Below are 23,860 nucleotides of genomic sequence, written 5' to 3' on the forward strand. Positions count from 1 at the left end.
ACGTCGCTGAAGAAAGTTTACTCTCGGGATGCATCATTATATCTGCCGCAGCAAATAAACGATGAATCGTTCACGTTACCTTGCCAGTCTCACGGGACTGATTTAAAGGTGCTATTCATGTCGTGCATATGAGGAACCTCACAGAGTTCTATCTCATTATGCCCGTTTGTCTTCATGAATTATGACAGAAAGACAACCCTCTGTCAACACCTCACCATCGCAGGTGCAAATCCTCTGCTTCGTCTAATTAGAATCAGCATTTAGGCGAAAAAACATCCATGTCACATCACATGTCATTCGTCGTTTATAATTATACAACAAACCTGCATATTTATCCATAGACAATTACAACCTGTTTCTAATCCAAATAACACCACCTGTCACTATTTTCAAATGCCTATCTTGAATCTATGTAGAAAACGAATCAGTCTCCTTTCAATTGGGGAAAGTTTATACACACACTCATTTATTAAATCTGCCTTTTTTCCGATATACATATAGCTTAGGGAGTAAACAACATAAGGAAGGTATTCCTCCCCCTCCAATGTTATAGCTCCCTTCATTACTCTGAAGGAGGACATCATGCGTCACATATGGCATATTTACAAGTCAGACTGGCTACACATTTTCAAAGTACCCACAGGTATATTTCTAATCATTGCAATCATATTACTGCCGGGAGTATACGACTGGGTGAATGTCAAATCCGTCTGGGATCCGTACAGTAATACACAAGGCATCAAAATCGCCGTCACTAGTGAAGACAAGGGTGCCACGGTTACGGGTACTACCATTAATATTGGCGATGAGTTAACGCATAGTTTAAGTCAAAACCACAAGCTGGGATGGACATTTGTGAATCAGGCCGAGGCTAGCCGCGGTGTTCAAACCGGCGAGTATTACGCCAGTCTGCTCATTCCTGCTGATTTTTCATCGCGGATCACGGGCATAGTCGATGGAAAACTGGATCGGCCGGAGGTCATATATACTGTCAATGAAAAGGTTAATGCCATTGCCCCCAAAATAACCGGTTCGGGCGTATCCGCCATTACAACGCAGATTAATGAAAATTTCACCGAAGCCGTCAGCGAAGCTGTACTTACCAAGCTAAAGGAGGCTGGCGTAGAGATTAATGCACAGTTGCCAACGCTACGCAAAATGGAAAGTGGCATCTTTATGCTGGAGAAAAATCTTCCCACAATCCAGTCAGCAGGTCAGAAAGTGCTCGAAGTTGACGAAGCCATGCCGGAGATTGTGAAGCAGGCACAAAAAATTGTGGAATTGGAAAAGCGACTGCCTGAAATCAACGAAGCTGCTGGATATGTGCTGAAAGTACAGCAGTATTGGCCTCAGATCAAAGCCGCTGCTTCAGAGGTGGTGGCCCTTCAGGATCGAATTCCTGAAATTCAGCAAGCTGTCGCACGTATTCAAGAGGTGGATGCCAATTTTGGACAAGTTTCCGGAGTTATTCAAGCTGCTCTGGATAAGACGAATAAAGCGCTTGATATCGTATCTTCTGCTGAACAGAACCTTGATAAGGTGTCCGAAATTTCGGATAATGCAGTGCAGTTTGCTGAGGGATTGAGTCAATTTGCAGGTGCCACTAAGGAAGCCTTCCAGTCAATTACGCCAACCCTTCGGCAAAATCTGCTGTTAGTTCAGCAAATGACAAACGCATCTGCCGATGTGTTCGAGCAATTAAAAGGAACCGATTGGAATAAGTTGCCTAGCGCTGATGATATCGACCGTCTTACATCTCGTCTTGGCACTGCGGTAAAAATCGTGGACAGTATGTCCGGCCTGTTTGGCAAAATTGATGCTATACTGCCGTCTCATCCCTTGGCTTCAAGGATAGAGCAATTGCAAACGATATCCGGACAGCTTCAGCAACAAATAAAACTGGCCGGAATCATCGGCAAAGCCTTGCGGGAAAATACGGTTCCTCCAGCAGATATTGTTGCCCGTTTAAATGAACTGAGCAGCAACATTAGCACCGGGATAGATCGTTTTCTAAGCACCTTTGACAGCCAGGTTGTTCCTGCACTCACGGCTGCTGCCGATCAGCTCAATCCGGTTCTATCTACGTCAGTAAATACGCTGCAAGCAGCAAAAGAGCGTCTTCCCGACATTGCAGCCATTCTTGCTACAGCGAAGGAAGGTATTCAATTTGGTCAGACCGAGCTGGAAAAAATCCAGGGGGATCTCCCCAACATTCAGGCTAAGGTACATGAGATCTCACAAACGCTTGACACCAAGAGTGAATCCTTTATTCGTGCTTTGAATGCAGTGTCCTCCCTTATTCAGCGCGATCTGCCAAAGCTGGAGAATAAATTAAACGCAGCTGCCGATTTTGTTCGTAATGATCTACCTCAGGCTGAGAAACAAATTGGCAAGGCATCCAGCTTTGTGCAGCAACAGCTTCCCGATGTGCAACAAGGCGTACATCGCGTAGCTGCTCTTGTTCGTGAGGATTTGCCCGAGCTGGAAAGTGCAATCCGCAAGGCTGCAGAGAAACTAAGAGAAGTCGAAGGCAATAATCAGTTTGCCGAGCTTGCCAAGTTGCTGCGGGGGGATATCGAAGAGGAGAGTGCATTCCTCGCTAGTCCGGTACAGATTAAAGAGCGACACCTGTATCCCATTCCGAATTACGGTTCAGCGATGTCACCGTTCTATGCCGTATTATCACTATGGGTAGGTTCGACATTGTTAATTTCCCTGCTGCGTGCGGAAGCAGAAAACCCGGAAGGGACATACCGCGGATATGAACTGTATTTCGGCCGTCTAGCTACTTTCTTAACTGTGGGTGCATTGCAAGCGATATGTGTTACAGCAGGAGACATTTGGATTCTGGGAACGTATGTCGCAGATAAGTGGTGGTTTATTTTATTCGCGATGCTGGTGAGTGCAGTGTTCGTCACGATCACATATACCCTCCTATCTGTATTCGGCAATACTGGCAAAGGCATTGCCATTATCTTCATGGTGTTTCAGTTCTCCAGTTCGGGCGGTACTTTCCCGATCAGCATGACTTCGCCCTTTTTCCAGGCGTTAAATCCATTCATGCCGTTCACTTACGCTATCAGTCTGCTACGCGAAGCGGTCGGCGGTATTCTATGGTCAACAGCCATTAAAGACATTCTGTGGTTATGTCTGTTCATTGCGCTTAGTCTGATTGTTGCTCTTTTGTTAAAACGCCCATTAAGCAGCTTGACGAAACGTTCTGCTGAAAATGCGAAAAAGACAAAAATCATTGCTTGATTTGATGTATTTAGCAGTACCTGGGCTTCGCTAAAAAAGGCCTCTTGAACGTAAGTTCAAGAAGCCTTTTTGTGTACTAAGCAGGATATCCTCAAGTGCTGTGCCAAGTTTCTCATTCGATTCTTTTTCAAGGGAAATCATCGCTGCGCAGAACGTTGCTGTTCCAGCTGTTCATAAGATTGTTTAATCGTCGACAGGGTTTCGAAATGACGATAGATGTTGTTACCCACCGTGACGAACAGGGATGCTACGAGCAGTCCAATCAGTATTTTTTTACCAAAACCGGAGCGCAGGCTACTGATAAACATGCCACCAAGCAGATAAAAAGCAAACAAATAATGTCCTGCATACAGGTACATATCATATTGGTACACAGCCAGCCCGAATCCTACAACGAGATGAAGCAGAATAGCAAATATAATGTACGGCATTAACGTCCACACACTACGTTCGCGTACACCACGAATGAACCCTGCCAGCGCAAGCAACAAAAGAAATATACCTGTCATCTGAACGTAAAGCGGATTAGAGCGGGAAAGATCTGTGACAAATGCGACCATACCCGGATCAAGCAAGTGCACTTGTGGGGATAACATGGGATTGATGGTCAGCAATACTAACGCTTTAAAATGTGCCGCCCACTGGAACGGTGTCGCGTAACTCGTGCCCCCATTTTGAATTCCTAACAACCAGTTGCTTATCCAGCTTCGGCCGCCAAATGCAACATACTGAATGGCTGTTAACACCACAATCATCAGCACGGCGAGTGACATGATGCCGATATATTTTTTCCAACCTGCCTTACTACGCCATGCCTGCATATTAAAGAAGACAGCTCCGGCAAACGGTACAATATTGGTTGAAGTTAATCCAAAATTAATTGTCGCAAGTAGCGCATTCGGGACATAACGGACCTCCTTCTGCACACGCGAATACTGCAAGTATAAAACGGACAGAAGAATAACAAACTGCACATACGGATACGAGTCCGGGATAAATGCCGTAAACATTAAATATGAGCTGAACCCAAACAGCAACGCGAACAACAAAGGTGTATGTGAGGATTTCTTTTCATTTTGGCTTAGAAACACAAAGACCAGAGCAACGGAGCCCGCATTCACAAGGGATTGTAAAATCAGAAAAAACCAATTGCCCCCCAGCAGCTTGGAAATAGCTCCGAGCGTTACCGCCAAATAAGAAATTAAGGGATGAATAACAGATGAGCTGTTGTCCCCGTAATACATCGAAGGATCAAAATTAAACAGGTTAAGGGGAAATATGGCTGTATTAAACGGTGTGTATTTTCCCAGCATCTCTGCGTTTTGACTGATATATAGAATATAAGAACCATTCATCAAACCATAAAAAAGAGCAAAACCGGCGAACAAAACAAAAGCAATCCAAGTCATTCTACGGTCATAAAATATGTAGTCTAAAAATTTCATGCGTTCACATCCAATGTTTAATGATAAAGATTAGAAATATAAAATCCGTTCTAGAGTACAAGCAAGCATAGTCCGCCCACGATACAGACAACGCCGATCCACCGCATTGGCCCTACCGTCTCCTTAAAAACCCACCTTGCAATAATAAGGGTCCAGACGTAGGTTAAAGCGTTCGCAGGCAACACTACCGTTAGAGGCAGAAACTTGAGTAACACAATGTTAAGCAGTGCACCCGTTCCATAAAAACCAAGTCCGATCAGCACATGTAGTCGTTTACGACTCGTTGCGTAAAATTTCAACCCAGCCCCGCCCGTTGCTCCGCATAGGGTCATCACGATTAACACAGCAATCATCCAACTATCGATCCACACTGGTTAACGTCACCCCGATTCCCAGGAGCACAACAGCCGCAAGCTTTTGTACCGTAATTTCTTCACCAAGCAAGAAATATCCATAGATTAATGCAAAAACATAACTGGCACACATCAGCGGGTAGGCTACCGAGAGCTTTTCGCGCGCGAATGCCTTAATCATCAAAATGGCTCCCATGCCGTAACATAGAAAACCCACACCCATGTAAATCCACTCCGTCAATCCCCACTTCCAGAACAACTGCCCAGTCGCCGTCAGGAAAGCAGAAGCTAGCATCAACCATTTGCCGGCGTGGCGTGAACCTATTTCCCCCACGTTAACGCCTCCATCTCAGGAACACGTTTGTTTACAAAATACCGCTGACGCACAAGCTGCATGACGGGAAGATCCGATAAAGAATCGGAGTACGAACAGGATTGCTCATAATCAATTTCCATGTTTTTCTCAGCCAAATAAGCTTGAATCCGGCGTACCTTTTCTTCTCCCTTACAATTGGCACCTTCAATGGTGCAGGTATAACCATTTTCATGCCGAACAAGTTCGGTTCCGATCACATGATCGACCCAAGGGAAATTTTTGAAATACTTCATATACGCATGCGGAGAAGCCGTTACGAGCAACACATGATATCCAGCTTCCTTCCGATGTTGCATCTCTACACTGGCCTCCGTAAATATGGAAGTTCGCAGGTGGGTATCGAAAAAATGCTCCAGGTCTCTTTCAGACATACGTTTGATTTCCTGAAAATAGGAACGTTTAACCTGCTCAACCGTCATAAAGCCCACTTTGAATAGGAAGGTATGAAATGCAATGACAGGCAGACGCCAGACTTGCCAAGGATAACGTCGCACACTATAAAATACAAATTGAAACATGGAGTCACTGCGTATAATCGTTTTATCAATATCAAAGATCGCAACCTTCGTTCGTTTCACCCTGATCCCCCTCTGTATTAAATCTCTCTATGATTATTCGAAAATGGTAAAGATCGTTATGACACTAACCACGTATAAAATCACTGTGATCAAGATAGGCTTGTCCTCGAATAAAACACGGTCTGGTGAACCGCCTTGATTTTTCATATGGATCAGATACAAATACCTGAACATGCCATAGATGACCAGCGGAATCGTCCACATCAGATGAATGGTTCGATCCGACGTAAAGGTAAACAGAGAATAACTAATGATCGTTGCTGTCGTCACGATGGTGTTGAACTGATCCAGCAAAGTGATGGAATAGTTATCCAATACCTTACGATGTGATCCTGTGTTTCCTTCCAGCAACGTAAGTTCGTTTCTCCGTTTGCCAATCGCCAGAAACAGCGATAACAACATTGTACAAATCAGAAACCACGGAGTGAACGGTACATGAATCAATACACCCCCAGCAATTGCACGAAGCACAAAGCCAGCCGCAATGGTCATCATATCCAGAATAACAAGATGTTTCAGTACAAAAGAATAAGATACATTCAGCAGGAAATAAACAATACACAACACACCGAATAACGGATTCATCACAAAAGCAACCCCCAGGGAAAACACAAGGAGAGCCATACCGAATAATATCGCATGTGTAGGATTAACCTGCCCTGAAGCGATTGGACGGAACTGCTTGGTCGGATGCAACCTGTCCCGTTCCCGATCTACATAGTCGTTCAGTATATACACACATCCTGCAACAAGGCTAAATAACAGAAAGCCAATCACTGTTGAAACAATCGTTTCCGTTCGGATTTCCTCAAATGAAAATAACAATGCTGCAAACAACAGCAAATTTTTGGTCCACTGTTTGGGCCTTAGCAATTTAAACAAACCAGAAATGGTTCCAGCATGGCTTACAGCAGAAGACGCGGTATCGTGCCTTGATGAAAACAATAGCAATTACTCCCTTCAACAACAATCTAACGGATTAGTCTATACAAATAACGTAAAGACTTAATAATAAGTTGCTTGGTTATTTTTGTAAAGAGGATAAAGGATATATTTTGACAAAAAAAGAGACCGTTTCCGGTCTCTTTTTACCCATTGTAGTCTATATTAACGCATATTTGAATTAAAATTCAAACTCCACGTCACTCAGACGACGCTTGATTTCAGCGATAACACGTTTCTCTTCTTCTTCGCCACTCGCAATGAACGTAACGGAGAAACGAACAAAGTTACCTGCATCATCCCAAGGTACGGATGAAATCAGCTTCTCACGAATCAGGAATTGGGAGAAGTCTTCTCCTGACTCGAAGCGACGTCCACCGACAACGCCTTTTGGCGCTTCAACATAAAGGAAGAAGGAACCTTTCGGTTTCTCCGCCTGGAAACCCAGCTCATTGAGTGCTGCGACCAGCATATCGTGACGACGGGAATACTTCTCTGCAATTTTCTCCGTGATTTCAGGGTGATTCAATCCGTAAGCCGCTGCCTTCTGGATCGCGATGAATTGACCCGAATCGTTGTTGTCCTTGACATCACTGAATGCTTTGACAACGAGAGGATTACCGGCTACGAAGCCAATTCTCCATCCTGTCATATTGTACGATTTGGAGAGGGAATGTAGCTCCACACCTACATCTTTAGCACCCGGTACAGACAGGAAGCTGAAAGGTTTTTTGCCATCATACGTCAATGCTGCATATGGAGCATCGTGCACAACAACAACATTGTATTTTTTCGCCCATTCAACGACCTCTGTGAAAAACTCCACTGTAGCACTTGCACCAGTCGGGTTATTTGGATAGTTCAGATAGAGCAATTTTGCACGTTTAGCAATGTCTTCGGGAATCGCTGTCAGGTCAGGCAAGAAGTTGTTCTCTTTGGTCAATTGAACGTTGAATACTTCTCCACCCAAATATTTTGTGTGTGTACCCATTACCGGATAACCAGGCACAGTCATAATCGTTACATCACCTGGATTAATGAAGCAAGAAGGTAACATTGCCAAAGCCGGTTTGGAACCGATGGAGTGTACGATCTCCGTATCCGCATCAATGCCATCCACGTTAAATACGTTTTTCAGGTAAGCAGCTGCGGCTGTCTTGAATTCAGGAATACCATTATCGGCGTACCCGCGGTTCTCCGGCTTAGACGCTTCTGCAGCGAGTGCAGCAACGATGCCTGCGTCAGCCATCTCGTCCGGTTCACCAACCCCAAGGTCAATTAGCTCGACATCGGGAAAATCTTTTTTTGCCGAAGCTTTCGCACGTTTGATTTTCTCGAATTTATAGATGTTCGTGTCTTTACCATAGTTGGAGCCGCCAATACGGTCGGCAAAATTAGTTTGGATATACGTTTCCTGATATTTATCGATACTCATAATGTGTTCATCTCCTCATTTTGACGCAAATTTCTCATGTTTTAATATGAAGCATTTGAGCAGTCAACACCATGGACAAAATATCCGAACATTTGTACTTTCTTCAAACGTCAACGGCTTCGTAGCGATGCCAGTACATCCTCCATATCCTGCGGGATCGGCGCGTTGAATTCCATGTATTCTCCTGTGGAAGGATGCACAAAACCAAGTGTCGCTGCGTGCAGAGCCTGTCCATTCATTTTGATGCCCTTGTTCCGCCCATATGTCGGATCACCGACAAGGGGATGACCGATAAATTTCATGTGCACCCGAATCTGATGGGTACGTCCTGTTTCGAGCTTTAACTCAAGCAAGGTATAATCGTTGATGCGCTCCGTCACTGTAAAATGAGTCACGGCATGTTTGCTGTTGCGTTCGGTGACCGTGTACATTTTACGATCATTCGTGTCCCGTCCGATCGGTGCATCAATGGTACCTTGATCATGACTGAGATGCCCATGAACGAGCGCAATATAACGTCTGTTCACACTGTGCTCCTTCAACTGGGCAGCCAGTGAAGCATGCGCCCGATCGTTTTTGGCCGCCATAATCAAGCCTGACGTATCCTTGTCAATCCGATGTACGATCCCTGGACGCAGTTCTCCGTTAATACCGGAAAGGTCCTTGCAATGGTACATTAGAGCGTTCACAAGTGTACCAGATGTATGCCCCGGTGCAGGATGTACAACCAATCCACGTTGTTTGTTAATAACAATCAGGTCACTATCTTCATAGACCACTTCAAGAGGGATATCTTCCGCAATAATCTCCACCGCAGCAGGCTCGGGAATCTGTAATACGATCCGATCTCCTTCTGACAGCTTGGCGTTGGACTTCACCAGAGCACCATTGACCGTAACTGCCCCATCTGCAATCCATAGCTGGACTTGCGAGCGAGACACGTTGTCTACAGCATCTGTAATATATTTATCCACGCGTTCCTTCTTATGTTCAGCGGCAACGATCCATTCCATACGTTCCTCATCGTTATTGCGTTGTTCCTCATTCGAATTACTCATGATGCTCATTCCCTTCAATCTTCGCGGCCGCTTTTTCACGACGTCCTTCCAATAATGTCTCCACAATAATCAAGGCTACCCCGATACAGATGGCCGAGTCAGCAATGTTGAAAATCGGAAACGTGTAACTCCCAAAATTAAGTTGCACAAAGTCTACAACTTCCCCCGTCAACGCACGGTCAAGGAAGTTACCTATCGCTCCTCCAAGCACTAGGCTAAGCGCTACTGGTAGCAATTTGTGCGGGGTATCTTTTACTTTTTGCAAATACCAAATCAAGGCGACAACCACAATGATGGTCACCACAATAAAGAACCAGCGTTGATCCTGCAGGATACCAAACGCTGCACCTGAATTTCGATGGGAAGTGATGACAAAAAAATTGCCAATGACCGGAATTTCTTCTCTAAGCTCCATCCGGGTAGCAATCAGGTACTTCGTACCCTGATCCACTAGAAATACGATAAAAGCAAGGATATAATACACCACGTTTGTTGTCACTCCGTTCTTGTCTTTTCCAGCGATACCAAGCATTCGCCAGACTTATTTATTGTAGCACAGCTGTTCAGAGATCGTCCATGACGTGGCAATCTAACGAAGCAATATTGGCTCTGGCGGATTGGAAAAACCGATAACATTTTCCTTCTGTAATCCTGCTCCAAAAGGCACATCCTAGAATGGAGATAAAACCGGATTCCAAATGGAATAGAAAGGGGAAAGCCATGTCACAATTTACAGCCGAGCAAATGCAATCATTGCGTTCCCAGCTCTTGTCGGATAAACGGGATATCGAACGCCGGTTGTCAGAGAACGAGCACTATGGCCTCGGAGACTCATTAAAACTACAAACAGGTGAATTGTCACCGATTGATAATCATCCTGGTGATCTTGCCACGGAGGTATATGAGCGAGAAAAGGATATCTCCTTGCTGGAGCATGATGAATTTCAACTCGAACGTATTGATTCCGCCTTGCACTCAATTGAAGAAGGTCATTACGGTACATGTGCTGTATGCCAGCAACCGATCCCTTACGAGCGTATGGAGGCCGTTCCATATACAAAGTACTGTAAAAAGCATCAACCGGAAACCGTTGTTTCCGAAAATCGGCCTGTGGAGGAAGAATTCCTCGCCCCATCATTTGGACGTACCAGTCTGGACGAGCGGGATGATCAGAATGGCTTTGACGGGGAGGACGCCTGGCAGATCGTAGAGAGTTGGGGTACCTCGAATACCCCGGCAATGGCGGAAAACGGTGACATCGACAGCTATGATGTGATGGCTATTGAAGCTACCGAAGAGCTTGACGGCTTTGTCGAGGCTTACGAAAGCTTTGTCGCAACGGATATATATGGTCACGATGTCTCCATTGTACGTAACCGCCAATATCGACAGTACCTGGAGAAAGGCGAAGGCTCGGGATTGCTTGAACCAGACTCAGAGGATGACGATACGTATTGAGGGTTACCGGTGAGCTATCTAAAGGCCTTATTTTTCAATACGTATTCATATCAAGTTGCCTTTGTACAATTCGTACAATATCAGCAATATAATCTCCAACGATAGGAAGGTTTAATGCACCAAGAACCTGTAACACATAGATAATGGTGGCCGCGAAAAAAGTAAATCCGATGGCAATTCCTACACCTCTGGCTGCACCAGACAAGAGATTTAGCCCGATTAGCTTCCACGGCCGATTTAACAATTCCGTATACTGTGCAATACGTGAACGCTCCAGCTCATTGGCAAGACGGTTGGTTAACGTATGTAATTCTTCAATTTTATCATGCGGTGTGTCCACCTTAGCTATTTCCGCTGTTTCTATTGCACTTGACTCGGCTGACTTATCCTGTTTGCTCATGTTTCGCTCCAATCCTTGCATCAATATAGATCCTACGAATGTGTTACTTTTTGGAGAACTGCTCAAATACAATTCTTGCCTTATCGGTGAAAAAACAAACAAAAACAAATGAGCCCAGCTTTCAGGAATTGCTTCCTTAGCTGTGGCTCATTTATTTTAACCTTATTTATTCTTGTTCATTACGCTTCAATATAGATTCCGATGCCTTTGCCTCCGGCTTCTACTTGCTCCATGCCATCCACCTTACCAAATGTCACGTCGGTCACGAGTACATTTTCACGCAGAACATCGTCAAATGCTTCAATAGCTACTTGAAGATCGGCATCCACATCCAGCGTCAGGCGTACTCTTTTCTCGATTGGCAGATCCAGACGTTTACGAGTATCCTGTACCGCACGAACCACTTCACGAACCCAGCCTTCTTGCTCCAGCGCCGTTGTGATTTCTGTGTTCAGGGCTACCGTCAAACCATAACCGGATGCAGAAGCAAAGCCCGATTTAGCCTGTTTCTCGACGAGCAACTCCTCATCCGTCACCTGTAGCTCCTCCCCTTCCGGAGAAACGACATTGAATGCACCTTCCGCTACCACTTTACGGGTTTCATCCGCCGTCATGGCTTTGAACAAGTTTTGCAGGAAACCTACGTTTTTGCCGTACTTTTTACCCGCCACTTTAAGATTCAGCTTGAGTGTAAAATCAACAAACTCGGCATCGTTATGCTCTGTACGAATTCCTTTGACGTTGATCTCTTCCTTGATGATCTCTTCATAACTTGCCAGATCAAAGCCTTTGTCAAGGGATACGATCAACTCGGACAATGGCTGACGCGTTTTGATACCTGTCTCGTTACGAACGTTACGCGCAAGTTCAACCACGCGGCGAGCTGTTTCCATATCTTGCTCCAAAGCCGCATCGATTAATGCTTCATTCGCTACAGGATAGTCATCCATATGCACACTTTCCCCAGTTGTCAGGTTGAGGTAAATATCCTCAGCCAGCAATGGAGTAAATGGTGCTACCAGCTTCGCCGTAGTCACGAGCACTTCGGTAAGGGTACGATACGCATCCAGTTTATCCTCTGTCAAACCACTTCCCCAGAAGCGATCACGGGAACGACGGATGTACCAGTTACTGAGCTCATCCACAAAGGCTTCGATCGCTTTGGAAGAGTTCAGGTAGTCGTTCACGGACAATGCTTTTTCTACCACAAGGATCAAGCTGTTCAATCTGGACAGAATCCAGCGATCCAATTTGTGAGCAGACACCTGGAATGGATGTTCCTGTGGATCGAATCCATCGATCGTTGCGTACAGCGTCAGGAATGCATGAGTGTTCACCAGCGTATCCACCATTTTGGACTTCGCTTCTCCTACGATACCTTTGGAGAAACGTTTGCTGTTCCACGGTGCACTGTCAGACAACAACGCCCAGCGGAATGCATCCGTACCGTATTCCTCGATGACTTCCCATGGATCGATAACATTGCCTTTGGATTTGGACATCTTTTGGCCATTTTCGTCCAGTACGTGTCCTGTTGCCATAACGGCTTTATAAGGCGCTTTGCCTGTCAAAAGCGTAGATACCGCGAGCAGGCTGTAGAACCAACCACGCGTTTGGTCAATTCCTTCACAGATCATATCTGCAGGATATTGCTGCTCAAACACTTCTTTATTTTCAAAAGGATAATGCTGTTGCGCAAACGGCATGGAGCCGCTGTCGAACCATACATCGATGACTTCAGGCGTACGCTTCATTTCGTATTTGCCGCACGAACTCAGCACCTTCACTTCATCTACATATGGCTTATGCAACTCCAGATTTTCCGGCACATCGCCTACAGCGCGTGCACGTAACTCGGCAATGCTGTGCGGGGCAAACTGTTCACCGGTCTCTTCACACACCCAGATGTTTAGCGGTGTTCCCCAGTAACGGTCACGGCTGATGTTCCAGTCCACGAGATCTTCGAGGAACTTCCCAAAACGGCCTTCACGCACATGCCCCGGATACCATTCCACTTCACTGTTGTTGGCGATCAACTGATCCTTGATTGCTGTTGTTTGGATAAACCAGCTGTCCATCGCATAGTAGAGAAGTGGAGTATCACACCGCCAGCAGAACGGGTAGCTGTGCTCATATTTCTCTTTGCTGAACAGACGGCCATGCTCAGACAAGTATCTCACAATGTCGATATCGCAGTCCTTCACAAAACGACCTGCAAAATCAGTTACTTGTGCTACAAACTTGCCTTCCAGATCGACCATGTTCACAAAACTGATGCCATTCTCACGGCAGACACGATAGTCATCTTCACCATGAGCAGGAGCCATGTGAACAATACCCGTACCACTTGCGTCGGTTACGAATCCTGCACCCAGGATGATGTTGGTTTTCTCGGCCTCTACGTAGTTAAATGGCGGGCTGTACGTTTTACCGACCAGATCTGCACCTTTCAGTGCACCAACGATCTCGTATTCCCCTTTGCTGTCTTTCATCACTTTTTCTATCAGGTTAGTCGCCATGATATATACTTCATCATTTTGACGTACACGGGAGTAATCCATTTCCGGATTCACGGCAAGTGCAACGTGAGAAGGCAATGTCCAAGGGGTCGTTGTCCAGGCCAGTACGAATTCACCGCTGTCCTCCAGCTTGAATTTTGCCGTCGCGCTTAGATCTTTAACGTCCTTGTACCCTTGTGCTACTTCATGCGAGCTTAATGTTGTCTGGCAAGAAGGACAGTATGGGCTTACGCGGTGACCTCGATACAAGAGACCTTTTTCATGAATCGTTGCAAGGATGTTCCACACACTCTCGATATAGTTGTTATCGAGTGTGATATACGGGTTATCCATATCCGTCCAGTATCCGATGCCTTCTGTCAAATCACGCCATTGCTGCTCGTATTCAAATACACTGGCCTTACATTCATTGATAAATTTCTCAACACCATAATCTTCGATTTCCCACTTGTGGGAGATACCCAATTTTTTCTGTACGCCAAGCTCTACAGGTAAGCCGTGTGTATCCCATCCCGCTTTACGCACAACGCGGTAACCCTTCATCGTGTTGTACCGTCCAACAAAGTCTTTAATTACACGACCAAGCACGTGACCGATGTGTGGTTTACCATTCGCTGTAGGTGGGCCTTCATAAAATACGAAGTTTGGCTTGCCTTCCCGGTTCTCAATGGAGCGTTTAAACGTATTCTCCGTTTTCCATTTATCTAACACACGCAGTTCTCTGGCACGTGCTTTTTCTTTGACATCCACTCGTTGCATGCTGTTCAACTTCCTTCCTTTGTTAAGATGAATCGAATGTAAAACATACACCATCGTAGCTCATAGATTCCGCTATCGCTAACCGTTAACCGTTTTGGACACAAAAAAACCTCGTCCCTGGAAAGGGACGAGGTTCTGCTCGCGTTACCACCCTAATTCTGTTCATCACAAACCACATTCAGGTTCCCCCGAGTATGCTCTGTCATCAACAACGCTTAAGCCCCGCTAAACTGAAGCAGGGTACCGTTATAACGTACGGTTTACGGTTCAGCTTACACACGGCAATGCATTCACCGCTTCAGCGTCACTTCTCCGGGGAGATATTCGGCTATAACTCATCCGTTGGTTTGCACCAGACACCAACTCTCTGAGGGATGAGATCATAACGTACTGAGCCCGTCATGGAATCACTATTCAATATGAATATAGTTATAGCTTCTTTGCCCGCAAAAGTCAACCGGGAGGCAGACTAATAAATCTCTTTCATCTCCCGCTCACGGTCACGCACTTCCTGCTCACGGCTCTCCAGCGCTTCCCAACCATCCTGTGTCAACAGTTCAAGCTGAGCTTCAACCAGTGTACGGAAACGCGCACGATAGATGGATGCCTGCTTCTTCAGCTCTTCCACTTCCAAAGCAATCTTACGGGACTTGCCAAGTGCTTCGTTAACGATTCGGTCTGCATTCTTCTCTGCTTCCTTCACGATTAACTGAGCTTCCTTCTTCGCGTTATTCTTCACATCGTCAGCAGCTTCCTGTGCAATGATGATCGTTTTGCTAAGAGTCTCCTCGATGGTAGCAAAATGATCCAGCTTCTCCTGAACGGACAGCAACTGATTGCTCAGCTCCTTGTTCTCGCGGATGACGCCTTCGTAGTCTTTGATGACTTGATCCAGGAATTCATTGACTTCATCCTCGTCATACCCACGCAAGCGTCGGGAGAATTCCTTGTTATGTATGTCCAGCGGCGTTAATGGCATGCTGTCCACCTCCTGTAAAAATTCCTTCCCACAATAGAGAAGGTTTGCAGCGTATGGGTCCCACCCAAGGGGCCGTAAGAAAGAAACCTGAACTGGCAACTTTTCACGGAATAGCAGAATCTGCTCTCACGATCTGCAGAAATCCACATCTTGTACTTTAATGTATATCGGAAACACCGGATATTTTTTTACCTTTACGTTTAACATTTCGACAAGAATTCGGATTATCCTGCAATAATATCAAGCAAATTTACCGATCTTTACCCGGCAACGTCCCTTTTTGGTCATCCCTTCCTGTTCAAGCACCTTAAAACGACCAAATCCTTGAATGGAAACCACATCTCCTGCCTTAAGCGGCTTTGAAGGGTCTTCCACCACTTTCCAGTTCACTTTACAGCGTCCTGCTTTAATTGGAATCAGTATTTTGCTACGGCTTAATCGGTGCACATCTGCACAGATACCATCCAGTCGCATCGAAGCAACGGTAATATCTATAGTGTCCAATTTCGTCGCAGACCATTTCATCTGATTCAATGGCAGTAGCTCTGTGAATACGTGTAACCGATGCACCTGATTCAATTGAAGCGATAAAAAAGCGCCGGTCTCTGCTGCCACTACAGTATGGCAGCCATCCTCCAGCACTTGAATATCTCCAATCTTGCCTCGTTTCAACCCGAGACCGAGCAGGGAACCCATATAGTCCCCATGCTCCAGTTCCGAGATTTTCTGATCGTCAGACGTAATGCTGAGGACCTGCATCCCCATATCTTCTTCATCCAGATAACGATAATCAGGAGCAATCAATGCACGTTTGCGTTCAGCAGCCTCATATCCGCCATCGAAACGAACCTGAACGTCTTGGCTACGATTGACCAAGGATTGCAGAATAAATACCTGTCTTGGATCAAGGAAATCGGTGAGCTTCATATCATGAAGCTTGCTCGCCCGTTCAACCCAATCGGTGGCTTTATCTACAAAGTCCCGCTCATCATGGCTAAAATGTTCGTACATATTACCGCTCATCTATGTCACCCTAACTTAAAATGTCAAATACTGAACTATAGAGAGTAACCCAACCAGCGCCAGTCGAAGAACAAGCAACGCCACAATCGGGGAAATATCCAGCACACCGAACAGAGGCGGAATAAACCGGCGGAAAGGACTTAAGTAAGGCTCTACGAATTTGCCTAACAATTCACCGATGAAGCTCTCCCGTGCATTGGGAAGCCATGACATCAATATGTAGACAATAACCATGTAAAAATAAATCTGGTATAGCGTACCCAATATCCCTTCAATCATCTGATACAAAAAAGGCTCACCTCATTCTGTTATAATCTTGCTCGCTGTCAGCCAGTATCTCCGTAATGGTTCCTTGAATTTCAACCGTATCTGGCGTACAGAGAAAAATGTTGCCGCCAATTTTAGATATACCGCCGCCTAATGCATATACCGTACCGCTTAGAAAATCAATCACACGTAAAGCCTGATCCTGACGGATTCGCTGCAGATTCACAACAACGGTACGATGCGACCGCAGATGGTCGGCAATCTCCTGTGCTTCGTCATAAGAACGAGGCTCATAAAGGACAACTTTTACATTTTTCTGGGAATGAATGCTAACCACATTATTACCCCTTTGGTTTCTACGTTTATCAAGTGCAGAGGTTTCATTTTCCTGCTGTTCAGGCTCGTGTTCTTCCTGTGCAGCAAGGCGCTCCCGTTCCACAATCTCTTCCTCTTCTTGAAGTCCCAGGAAATTCATAAATTTATTCATTACGCCCACCGTGTTCCCTCCTCTTTTCCTACGAGAATTGATCCAAGCCGCACCCAGGTTGCTCCTTCTTCAATGGCCACTTCGAAATCGTTGGACATGCCCATGGACAGCTCGGTAATCGGCTGTGCTGTCAATGCTTGTCCATTCAAATCATCTCTCAGTTCACGCAACCCACGAAATACAGGACGCGTCAACTCTGGATCTTCCTCATGAGGCGCCATTGTCATCAGACCAATGACCTTAAGGTTGTTGAACGATTGAATATCTTTCAGAAAAGAACTTGCCTGTTCAGGCTGCAAACCATACTTGCTCTCTTCACCCGAAATGTTGACTTGCATAAACGTATTCACCTGAATTCCCAGCGAAGCGGCTTTTTTGTCCAGTTCCTTCGCCAGTGACAAACGATCCAGTGAATGGATGTAAGCAAACTTGCCGATGACGTCTTTCACCTTGTTTGTCTGCAAATGACCAATAAAGTGCCACGTGCCCTTCTGTCCAAAGGCTTCCCACTTCGCCTGTGCATCCTGCCAGCGATTTTCTCCAATATGCTCAAGACCATGATCCAGCACAGCGCCCGTTGTTTGCAATGAGACATATTTCGTGACCGCAATCACATTCACATCTTCAAAAGGGCGGTTGCTGCGCTTACACGCATCCTCAATCTTCTGATTCACTTGTTGTATACGTTCCTCTAATGACACAGAGGTCACCTCTCTTCCAGCCCAATCCAGCTCGCCATTCTTCCCGTTACTCCATTTTCCTTACGATAGGAGAAAAATAGTTCGGGATGACAACTTGTACACCATGTTGTACATTCGATATGATCCGGCAATATTCCTGCTTTCATCATAATGTGTCGATTACATTCTTTCAAGTTTAACATCGTTTTTCCGTTCGCAACAGGTGTATATATGCGCTTTGAAGCAGTATGCTTGTATTCATCATTACCCTGAGGTTCATCCAGCCAAACCCGAACATGCTGCATAACAGCCTCGTCCACTTCATAACAGCAATCCCCAATGGAGGGGCCAATAGCCGCTCGAATGTCCTCTCTCCGGCTTCCATACTCCCGCTCCATCGTTTCCACCATAGAGACGGCAATACCCGCCACAGTTCCTTTCCATCCTGCATGAGCAAGACCTACAGCCTGATTCACCGGATCATAGAAATATAAGGGAACGCAGTCAGCATAAAACGAAGTCAGCAGTACTCCAGGCACGTTGGTCACCAGACCATCCGTATCCTGAAATGCGGATTGACGATCCAGCAGTCCTCTGCCTTTGTCTTTAGCTGTAATGACAGCCACCGCTTTACCGTGCACCTGTTCTCCACAAGTCCATGCTTCCAGCGGGAAAGCAAGCTTCTCCGTCATGAGACGGCGATTATGGAGCACTGCCTTCGCATCATCCCCAACGTGATACGCACAATTAAGGGTAGCGTAGGGTTCTTGACCAACGCCGCCATGTCTAGTTGTAAATCCGACCGTTAACCGCTTAAACAACTGTTTCCAAGGTTCAATATATAATAACAGCGGATCTTGATCACCATAATACGTTTTCTCTTCTATATCCTTTATGACATCTTTGTCCAATACAAAGGGTTCCATTCCTCATCACCTCACAACTTCCAGTTTACCAAATGCGGATGCATTCTGTCTCGTTTATATCGTTCTTCGTTGACTCCGATCCAGCCGTTCCAATCGCTCTATGCGCTCCGTGCGGCCGTGTTGCTGCTCATCATATAACCGAGCTTCCCGCTCACGCTCATCATAAGCCTGTTCCTTCACTTCATCCATTTTAACCAAAATGACATCCGAGCCAATCTTTACGATATTTCTCCAAGGTATAATCAGATCTGTTCCTCCTCCAAACAACCCCATAAAACGGCTATATCCTGGAACAACGATGGCTTCAATTCGCCCCTGCTTAAGATCCAGTTCCAGGTCACTGATCTGGCCGAGACGTTTGCCATCCGTAATATTTATGACATCCTTTGTTTGAAAATCGGAGATCTTCATGCCTCGTGACGTTGACTCATTCGTGTTCACTCTCATTTTACCCGCCCCCTGTTTACAGCTCATCTGCCCGTTCAGCATGCCTCTATAACAATATATGTTCTGTAGGCGAAAAATGTCCTGTTTTTCGCTTGTTTATTACAACAGCCAACTCGGGCAGCACTACACTGGAATAGGGTGCTTCCCTTTTTTTTGCATAAAAAAGACGATCAATGGAATGATTCTCCGACTGATCGCCTTTCTTGTTTAATGTCATCCTACGACTTCACATGTTTCTGCATCTGCTGTATAGCTGATTTCTCCAGACGTGAAACCTGAGCCTGAGATATCCCGATTTCATCTGCAACTTCCATCTGGGTCTTCCCTTCAAAAAAGCGCATCGACAAAATCATCTTTTCCCGTTGACCGAGACGGTGCATCGCTTCCCGCAATGCAATCTCCTCAATCCAGGACACATCCTTGTTTTTGTCATCACTGATCTGATCCATCACATAAATCGGGTCACCCCCATCGTGATAAATCGGCTCAAACAGAGATACCGGATCTTGAATGGCATCCAGTGCAAAAACGACATCTTCCTTCGGCACATTCAGTACCTCCGAAATTTCAAATATCGTCGGTTCGCGTGAATTTTTATTCGTCAGGCTGTCACGAACCTGAAGCGCCTTATAGGCAATATCCCGTAAAGAGCGGGATACACGAATCGGATTATTGTCACGCAGATACCTGCGAATCTCACCGATAATCATCGGTACTGCATAGGTCGAAAATTTGACATTCTGGGATAAATCAAAATTATCAATGGCTTTCATCAGGCCGATACATCCAACCTGGAACAGATCATCGACAAACTCCCCCCGATTGTTAAAACGCTGAATGACACTGAGTACCAGACGCAGATTGCCATTCACCAATTTCTCTCTTGCTGAGCGATCATGGTGCTGCTGAAGGGAATGAAATAATTCCCGCATTTCAATATTGGTGAGAACAGGCAACTTTGCGGTGTCCACGCCACAAATCTCGACTTTGTTTCGGGTCATCGTGATTTACCTCCCAAGGAGAAACATTAATGTACATTATCTCCGGGGCAGGCTTTTTTATTCGTCGTTGGCACCCTTGCCAGTAATACCCATTCTTCTTTTCCCACTGGATCAGACCATTTTGTTGAACTCTTTTCGAAGCCTCTTAATGATTCTTTTTTCAAGCCTTGAGATATAGGATTGGGAGATTCCAAGCAGATCTGCCACATCTTTTTGCGTCTTTTCCTCACCATCCGTCAAGCCAAAACGAAGCTCCATAATCATTCGCTCGCGATCGGTCAGTTTTTCCAGCGCCTTATGCAGTAACTTGCGATCTACTTGTTCCTCAATATTTCGATAGATTGTATCGTTCTCTGTACCGAGTACATCGGATAATAAAAGCTCATTTCCATCCCAGTCAATGTTCAGTGGTTCATCAAAAGAAACTTCAGTACGAATTTTACTGTTACGCCGTAAATACATCAAAATTTCATTTTCGATACAACGCGAAGCATAAGTCGCGAGTTTTATTTTCTTTTCCGGATCAAATGTATTTACAGCTTTGATTAGTCCAATTGCACCTATAGATACGAGATCCTCGATGTTAATACCTGTGTTCTCGAACTTACGTGCAATGTATACCACCAGACGCAGGTTACGCTCAATTAACATGGCACGGATCGCCGAATCTCCTGAAGATAACTTCTGTAGCAAGTACTCTTCTTCTTCCCGTGTCAATGGAGGTGGTAGTGCCTCACTTCCCCCAATGTAATAGATCTCTTCACTTTTCAACCCAAACAGGAATAACAGACGATAATATTGTAGCTGGGCAACCAATTTCCATTTCACAAGCATGTAGGTTCCTCCTATACCACATTCAGCGGCTTTTCTGTGGGTTCTGCGGATTGAGCCTTAGACTGCGCAGAAGCAGCTTCTTGCACCAGTTCAGGATGAATCACGGCCTGATATTTCCCATCCGAAGACAAAACGCCCCCATCCAGTCCAATCAGAACTTTTGTCGTCACATAATCTGTTCCGTCCATCGTCACTTTAACCCGATCAGGCTTGACCGCCATCATAAATGCTGTTCCTTTATTAATCCCCCGATAAGGAACCAAGCGCAGACGATCCTGCCAACGAAAATGTTTCTGATCCAGCTCCATAATGAGGTTTTCCGGTGATTCGTGTTTCAATCTACTGTTCCATGAGTCAGGCAACATCGTTTGCCACAATGAAACCTCCATAACCATCACCGGCATCCGTGACAAAGGGTCTGTAAGCTGATTCCCTGTATCCAGAAGGCCTGTACAAGACACAATAACCTCATCAATGCAAACCTCGACTTGACCAAGGTAAGTGGTCATGCGATCTGATTTACGTTTGGCTCCTTGCACAATTTTGAATAAAATGAGCACCGCGAAGAATACAATGAAAATGAACCAGAACGCAATCTTCAGATCAAACGACATGCCGCCAGATGCTGTGAACCAGATGCCATTGAACAATTCTCCCGAACTCTGAAGCATATAATGCACACCCAGAATGCCTCCAGCCGCCACGAAATTAATGACGTAAAATGTACCTAGCGTCCTTAGAAAAGCTTGCAGTCCCTTATATCCAAACGCGATACTCAACATCACAAGAGAAAAACCAAACTTGATCAAAAACGTAAACAGGAAATCAAACTGTGGTACAAACATCATCACAACGTATAACGCCCCGACGATGGCCGATAACAGCCATCTCCACCAGACCAGCTTCGTTTGGCGCATCCAGGCCGTCAGTCCGATGAGCGCTCCATCCATGCATAGATTTGTTAGAAAGATCAGATCGACATACACAACCACGCTCTTCACCTGCCTGGCATCGAACCTATCGAAATGAAAGGTTACAACGAATCTCACATGCTTTTAGATTGAATCGATCTCACGTGGCTTTGATTAAAACAATCATACATGCTTTGGATTGCATCGACCCAAATCCTTCGGATTGATTCGGCCTAAGTGCTTCGGATTGATTCGACTTAAGTGCTTCGGATTGATTCGACTTAAGTGCTTCATCCTCTCGATATTCATGAGCATATTCCCAAGTATACGTACCCTCCTGTTCAAAGTCTGTCTAAATGTGGGAGCTTGTCTTCAACTATTTTTGTCGGAATGACGCAGCCGAGTTGTTCAGAATTTGTTCATTCCTGTATGTTAAGCTATATAAAAAAACAGCAAAAAACCCGGTAGCTGCAAAAGCAACACCGGGTTTTCCAAGTATTATACTGCCTGATTATTCGTTGTTATTGTTGCGGGAACGATTACGTAAAAATGTCGGAATGTCCAACTGATCATTGCTTGGCTGATTTCCGAATGGACGAAGATTCGGTGAACGTGTCTCTGCCGCCTCTGATGCTGTAGCAGGTTTGCGTGCCGGTGGAGCAGAAGGTTTATCCTCAAATCCAGTGGCGATGACCGTAACCTTAATCTCCTCTTTCAGATCTTCATCAATAATCGCACCAAAGATCATATTCACTTCCGGATCAGAAGCCGACGTTACGATCTCTGCTGCTTCATTCACTTCATACAGGGACAGATTAACGCCACCTGTAATGTTCATGATTACGCCGCGTGCGCCTTCAATGGAAGTTTCAAGCAAAGGACTCATGATGGCTTTGCGTGCTGCTTCAGCCGCACGGTTCTCACCCGTCGATTCGCCGATCCCCATAAGCGCAGATCCACGCTCATGCATGATCGTTTTGACATCTGCAAAGTCAAGGTTGATCAAACCGGGTACTGCGATCAAATCGGAGATACCCTGTACCGCTTGACGCAATACATTATCCGCTTGACGGAATGCTTCCAGCATCGGCGTCTTTTTATCTACGATCTCAAGCAAACGGTCATTCGGGATCACGATTAATGTATCCACTTTTTCCTTAAGTGCTTCAATGCCTTGTTCTGCATGGCTGGAACGCTTGCGGCCTTCAAAAGTGAAGGGGCGCGTCACTACACCCACAGTAAGGGCACCGCACTCTTTGGCAATTTCAGCGATCACAGGAGCTGCACCTGTACCCGTACCACCGCCCATACCGGCTGTAACAAAGACCATGTCTGCACCTTTCAACGTGTTCATGATCAGGTCACGGGACTCTTCAGCTGCTTTTTTACCTACATCCGGATTGGCACCTGCACCAAGACCACGAGTTAATTTATCACCGATTTGCAATTTATGCTCGGATTTGGCCAGGTGTAATGCCTGGGCATCCGTGTTCACCGTAATAAATTCAACACCTTGTACACCATTTTCAATCATTCGGTTTACAGCGTTGCTTCCGCCGCCGCCTACCCCGATGACTTTAATCTGAGCCAAGCTCTCCATCTCAAAATCAAATTCCAACATATTATTCCATCTCCCCCTCAATGTGCATGGATGGCCCGTCCAATTTTTGATTTGAACCGAATCAATTTCATATATCGACGAACGAAAGCGTTTATTTTAGTAC

The 23,860-nt window shown here is 45.6% G+C and carries 23 protein-coding genes and 1 other annotated feature; of the genes, 2 read left to right on the plus strand and 21 right to left on the minus strand.

The genetic code is table 11. The features are described from left to right. Positions 1-582 precede the first annotated feature (582 nt). Positions 583-3,258, plus strand: a complete 2,676-nt coding sequence (locus tag Q9R46_RS15080; protein ID WP_311280600.1) for a YhgE/Pip family protein — start codon at positions 583-585, stop codon at positions 3,256-3,258. 137 nt (positions 3,259-3,395) lie between these two features. Here Q9R46_RS15080 and Q9R46_RS15085 read toward each other — a convergent pair whose 3' ends face one another. From Q9R46_RS15085 to lspA, 8 genes are all read right to left on the minus strand, one after another. After that, positions 3,396-4,703, minus strand: coding sequence for a DUF6080 domain-containing protein (locus tag Q9R46_RS15085; protein ID WP_311280601.1), 1,308 nt, complete (start codon positions 4,701-4,703; stop codon positions 3,396-3,398). A gap of 50 nt (positions 4,704-4,753) precedes the next feature. Next, a complete protein-coding gene (locus Q9R46_RS15090) occupies positions 4,754-5,074 on the minus strand; it encodes an EamA family transporter (RefSeq protein ID WP_311280602.1) in 321 nt (106 codons plus the stop codon). After that, positions 5,061-5,351, minus strand: coding sequence for an EamA family transporter (locus Q9R46_RS15095; RefSeq protein ID WP_090923793.1), 291 nt, complete (start codon positions 5,349-5,351; stop codon positions 5,061-5,063). Before Q9R46_RS15095 ends, Q9R46_RS15090 begins: the two co-directional genes overlap by 14 nt. Before the next feature lie 26 nt (positions 5,352-5,377). Then, positions 5,378-6,010 (minus strand): HAD family hydrolase, encoded by a 633-nt coding sequence (locus Q9R46_RS15100; RefSeq protein WP_311280604.1) that lies wholly within the window; start codon positions 6,008-6,010, stop codon positions 5,378-5,380. 33 nt (positions 6,011-6,043) lie between these two features. Continuing rightward, entirely contained in the window at positions 6,044-6,955 is a 912-nt protein-coding gene (locus Q9R46_RS15105; RefSeq protein WP_311280606.1) for a decaprenyl-phosphate phosphoribosyltransferase, read from the minus strand. Between the two features lie 178 nt (positions 6,956-7,133). Next, a complete protein-coding gene (locus tag Q9R46_RS15110) occupies positions 7,134-8,387 on the minus strand; it encodes an LL-diaminopimelate aminotransferase (protein ID WP_311280607.1) in 1,254 nt (417 codons plus the stop codon). 110 nt (positions 8,388-8,497) lie between these two features. Beyond that, the gene (locus Q9R46_RS15115; RefSeq protein ID WP_260984678.1) at positions 8,498-9,400 is read right to left on the minus strand and encodes an RluA family pseudouridine synthase; all 903 of its coding nucleotides are present in this window, start codon (positions 9,398-9,400) and stop codon (positions 8,498-8,500) included. A gap of 37 nt (positions 9,401-9,437) precedes the next feature. Beyond that, a complete protein-coding gene (gene lspA / locus Q9R46_RS15120) occupies positions 9,438-9,932 on the minus strand; it encodes a signal peptidase II (protein WP_090923795.1) in 495 nt (164 codons plus the stop codon). Positions 9,933-10,165: 233 nt separating this feature from the next. On the opposite strand from lspA, the gene Q9R46_RS15125 reads away from it, so the two are divergent. Further along, positions 10,166-10,903, plus strand: coding sequence for a TraR/DksA C4-type zinc finger protein (locus Q9R46_RS15125; RefSeq protein ID WP_311280609.1), 738 nt, complete (start codon positions 10,166-10,168; stop codon positions 10,901-10,903). 34 nt (positions 10,904-10,937) lie between these two features. Here Q9R46_RS15125 and Q9R46_RS15130 read toward each other — a convergent pair whose 3' ends face one another. From Q9R46_RS15130 to ftsZ, 13 genes are all read right to left on the minus strand, one after another. Beyond that, on the minus strand, positions 10,938-11,303 hold the full coding sequence (locus Q9R46_RS15130) for a DUF5665 domain-containing protein (RefSeq protein WP_145332031.1): 366 nt from the start codon (positions 11,301-11,303) through the stop codon (positions 10,938-10,940). A gap of 179 nt (positions 11,304-11,482) precedes the next feature. After that, on the minus strand, positions 11,483-14,581 hold the full coding sequence (gene ileS, locus Q9R46_RS15135) for an isoleucine--tRNA ligase (protein ID WP_311280610.1): 3,099 nt from the start codon (positions 14,579-14,581) through the stop codon (positions 11,483-11,485). 120 nt (positions 14,582-14,701) lie between these two features. Next, positions 14,702-14,993 (minus strand) — a binding site (T-box leader). A gap of 57 nt (positions 14,994-15,050) precedes the next feature. Further along, positions 15,051-15,560 carry a DivIVA domain-containing protein gene (locus Q9R46_RS15140; RefSeq protein ID WP_090923744.1) on the minus strand — a complete coding sequence of 170 codons (510 nt, stop codon included), beginning with the start codon at positions 15,558-15,560 and terminating at the stop codon, positions 15,051-15,053. 240 nt (positions 15,561-15,800) lie between these two features. Continuing rightward, entirely contained in the window at positions 15,801-16,583 is a 783-nt protein-coding gene (locus tag Q9R46_RS15145; protein WP_311280611.1) for a YlmH family RNA-binding protein, read from the minus strand. A gap of 15 nt (positions 16,584-16,598) precedes the next feature. Next, positions 16,599-16,862, minus strand: a complete 264-nt coding sequence (locus Q9R46_RS15150; RefSeq protein ID WP_090923796.1) for a YggT family protein — start codon at positions 16,860-16,862, stop codon at positions 16,599-16,601. Positions 16,863-16,878: 16 nt separating this feature from the next. Then, a complete protein-coding gene (locus Q9R46_RS15155; protein ID WP_090923746.1) occupies positions 16,879-17,346 on the minus strand; it encodes a cell division protein SepF in 468 nt (155 codons plus the stop codon). Then, positions 17,337-18,038, minus strand: coding sequence for a YggS family pyridoxal phosphate-dependent enzyme (locus Q9R46_RS15160; protein ID WP_311280612.1), 702 nt, complete (start codon positions 18,036-18,038; stop codon positions 17,337-17,339). Before Q9R46_RS15160 ends, Q9R46_RS15155 begins: the two co-directional genes overlap by 10 nt. A gap of 5 nt (positions 18,039-18,043) precedes the next feature. After that, positions 18,044-18,943 carry a peptidoglycan editing factor PgeF gene (gene pgeF / locus Q9R46_RS15165; RefSeq protein WP_311280613.1) on the minus strand — a complete coding sequence of 300 codons (900 nt, stop codon included), beginning with the start codon at positions 18,941-18,943 and terminating at the stop codon, positions 18,044-18,046. 54 nt (positions 18,944-18,997) lie between these two features. Then, entirely contained in the window at positions 18,998-19,390 is a 393-nt protein-coding gene (locus Q9R46_RS15170; protein ID WP_311280614.1) for a YlmC/YmxH family sporulation protein, read from the minus strand. A gap of 218 nt (positions 19,391-19,608) precedes the next feature. Beyond that, positions 19,609-20,391, minus strand: a complete 783-nt coding sequence (gene sigG / locus Q9R46_RS15175) for an RNA polymerase sporulation sigma factor SigG (protein ID WP_063566979.1) — start codon at positions 20,389-20,391, stop codon at positions 19,609-19,611. Positions 20,392-20,502: 111 nt separating this feature from the next. Beyond that, positions 20,503-21,225 carry an RNA polymerase sporulation sigma factor SigE gene (sigE, locus tag Q9R46_RS15180; RefSeq protein WP_090923750.1) on the minus strand — a complete coding sequence of 241 codons (723 nt, stop codon included), beginning with the start codon at positions 21,223-21,225 and terminating at the stop codon, positions 20,503-20,505. A gap of 11 nt (positions 21,226-21,236) precedes the next feature. Next, positions 21,237-22,217 (minus strand): sigma-E processing peptidase SpoIIGA, encoded by a 981-nt coding sequence (spoIIGA, locus tag Q9R46_RS15185; protein WP_311280615.1) that lies wholly within the window; start codon positions 22,215-22,217, stop codon positions 21,237-21,239. A 430-nt stretch (positions 22,218-22,647) separates the two neighbouring features. Beyond that, on the minus strand, positions 22,648-23,757 hold the full coding sequence (gene ftsZ, locus Q9R46_RS15190) for a cell division protein FtsZ (RefSeq protein WP_311280616.1): 1,110 nt from the start codon (positions 23,755-23,757) through the stop codon (positions 22,648-22,650). Positions 23,758-23,860 lie beyond the last annotated feature (103 nt).

This window comes from Paenibacillus sp. RRE4, from assembly GCF_031844205.1.
In the GTDB taxonomy this organism is placed as follows: Bacteria; Bacillota; Bacilli; order Paenibacillales; family Paenibacillaceae; genus Paenibacillus; species Paenibacillus xylanexedens_B.

Bases quoted from the DNA above. Each gene is read 5' to 3' on its own strand.
- Q9R46_RS15080 (WP_311280600.1), top strand. From the start codon at position 583: ATGCGTCACATATGGCATATTTACAAGTCAGACTGGCTACACATTTTC.
- Q9R46_RS15085 (WP_311280601.1), bottom strand. From the start codon at position 4,703: ATGAAATTTTTAGACTACATATTTTATGACCGTAGAATGACTTGGATT.
- Q9R46_RS15095 (WP_090923793.1), bottom strand. From the start codon at position 5,351: ATGCTAGCTTCTGCTTTCCTGACGGCGACTGGGCAGTTGTTCTGGAAG.
- Q9R46_RS15110 (WP_311280607.1), bottom strand. From the start codon at position 8,387: ATGAGTATCGATAAATATCAGGAAACGTATATCCAAACTAATTTTGCC.
- Q9R46_RS15115 (WP_260984678.1), bottom strand. From the start codon at position 9,400: ATGGAATGGATCGTTGCCGCTGAACATAAGAAGGAACGCGTGGATAAA.
- Q9R46_RS15125 (WP_311280609.1), top strand. From the start codon at position 10,166: ATGTCACAATTTACAGCCGAGCAAATGCAATCATTGCGTTCCCAGCTC.
- Q9R46_RS15130 (WP_145332031.1), bottom strand. From the start codon at position 11,303: ATGAGCAAACAGGATAAGTCAGCCGAGTCAAGTGCAATAGAAACAGCG.
- ileS (WP_311280610.1), bottom strand. From the start codon at position 14,581: ATGCAACGAGTGGATGTCAAAGAAAAAGCACGTGCCAGAGAACTGCGT.
- Q9R46_RS15140 (WP_090923744.1), bottom strand. From the start codon at position 15,560: ATGCCATTAACGCCGCTGGACATACATAACAAGGAATTCTCCCGACGC.
- Q9R46_RS15145 (WP_311280611.1), bottom strand. From the start codon at position 16,583: ATGAGCGGTAATATGTACGAACATTTTAGCCATGATGAGCGGGACTTT.
- Q9R46_RS15150 (WP_090923796.1), bottom strand. From the start codon at position 16,862: ATGATTGAAGGGATATTGGGTACGCTATACCAGATTTATTTTTACATG.
- pgeF (WP_311280613.1), bottom strand. From the start codon at position 18,943: ATGGAACCCTTTGTATTGGACAAAGATGTCATAAAGGATATAGAAGAG.
- Q9R46_RS15170 (WP_311280614.1), bottom strand. From the start codon at position 19,390: ATGAGAGTGAACACGAATGAGTCAACGTCACGAGGCATGAAGATCTCC.
- sigG (WP_063566979.1), bottom strand. From the start codon at position 20,391: ATGACCCGAAACAAAGTCGAGATTTGTGGCGTGGACACCGCAAAGTTG.
- sigE (WP_090923750.1), bottom strand. From the start codon at position 21,225: ATGCTTGTGAAATGGAAATTGGTTGCCCAGCTACAATATTATCGTCTG.
- ftsZ (WP_311280616.1), bottom strand. From the start codon at position 23,757: ATGTTGGAATTTGATTTTGAGATGGAGAGCTTGGCTCAGATTAAAGTC.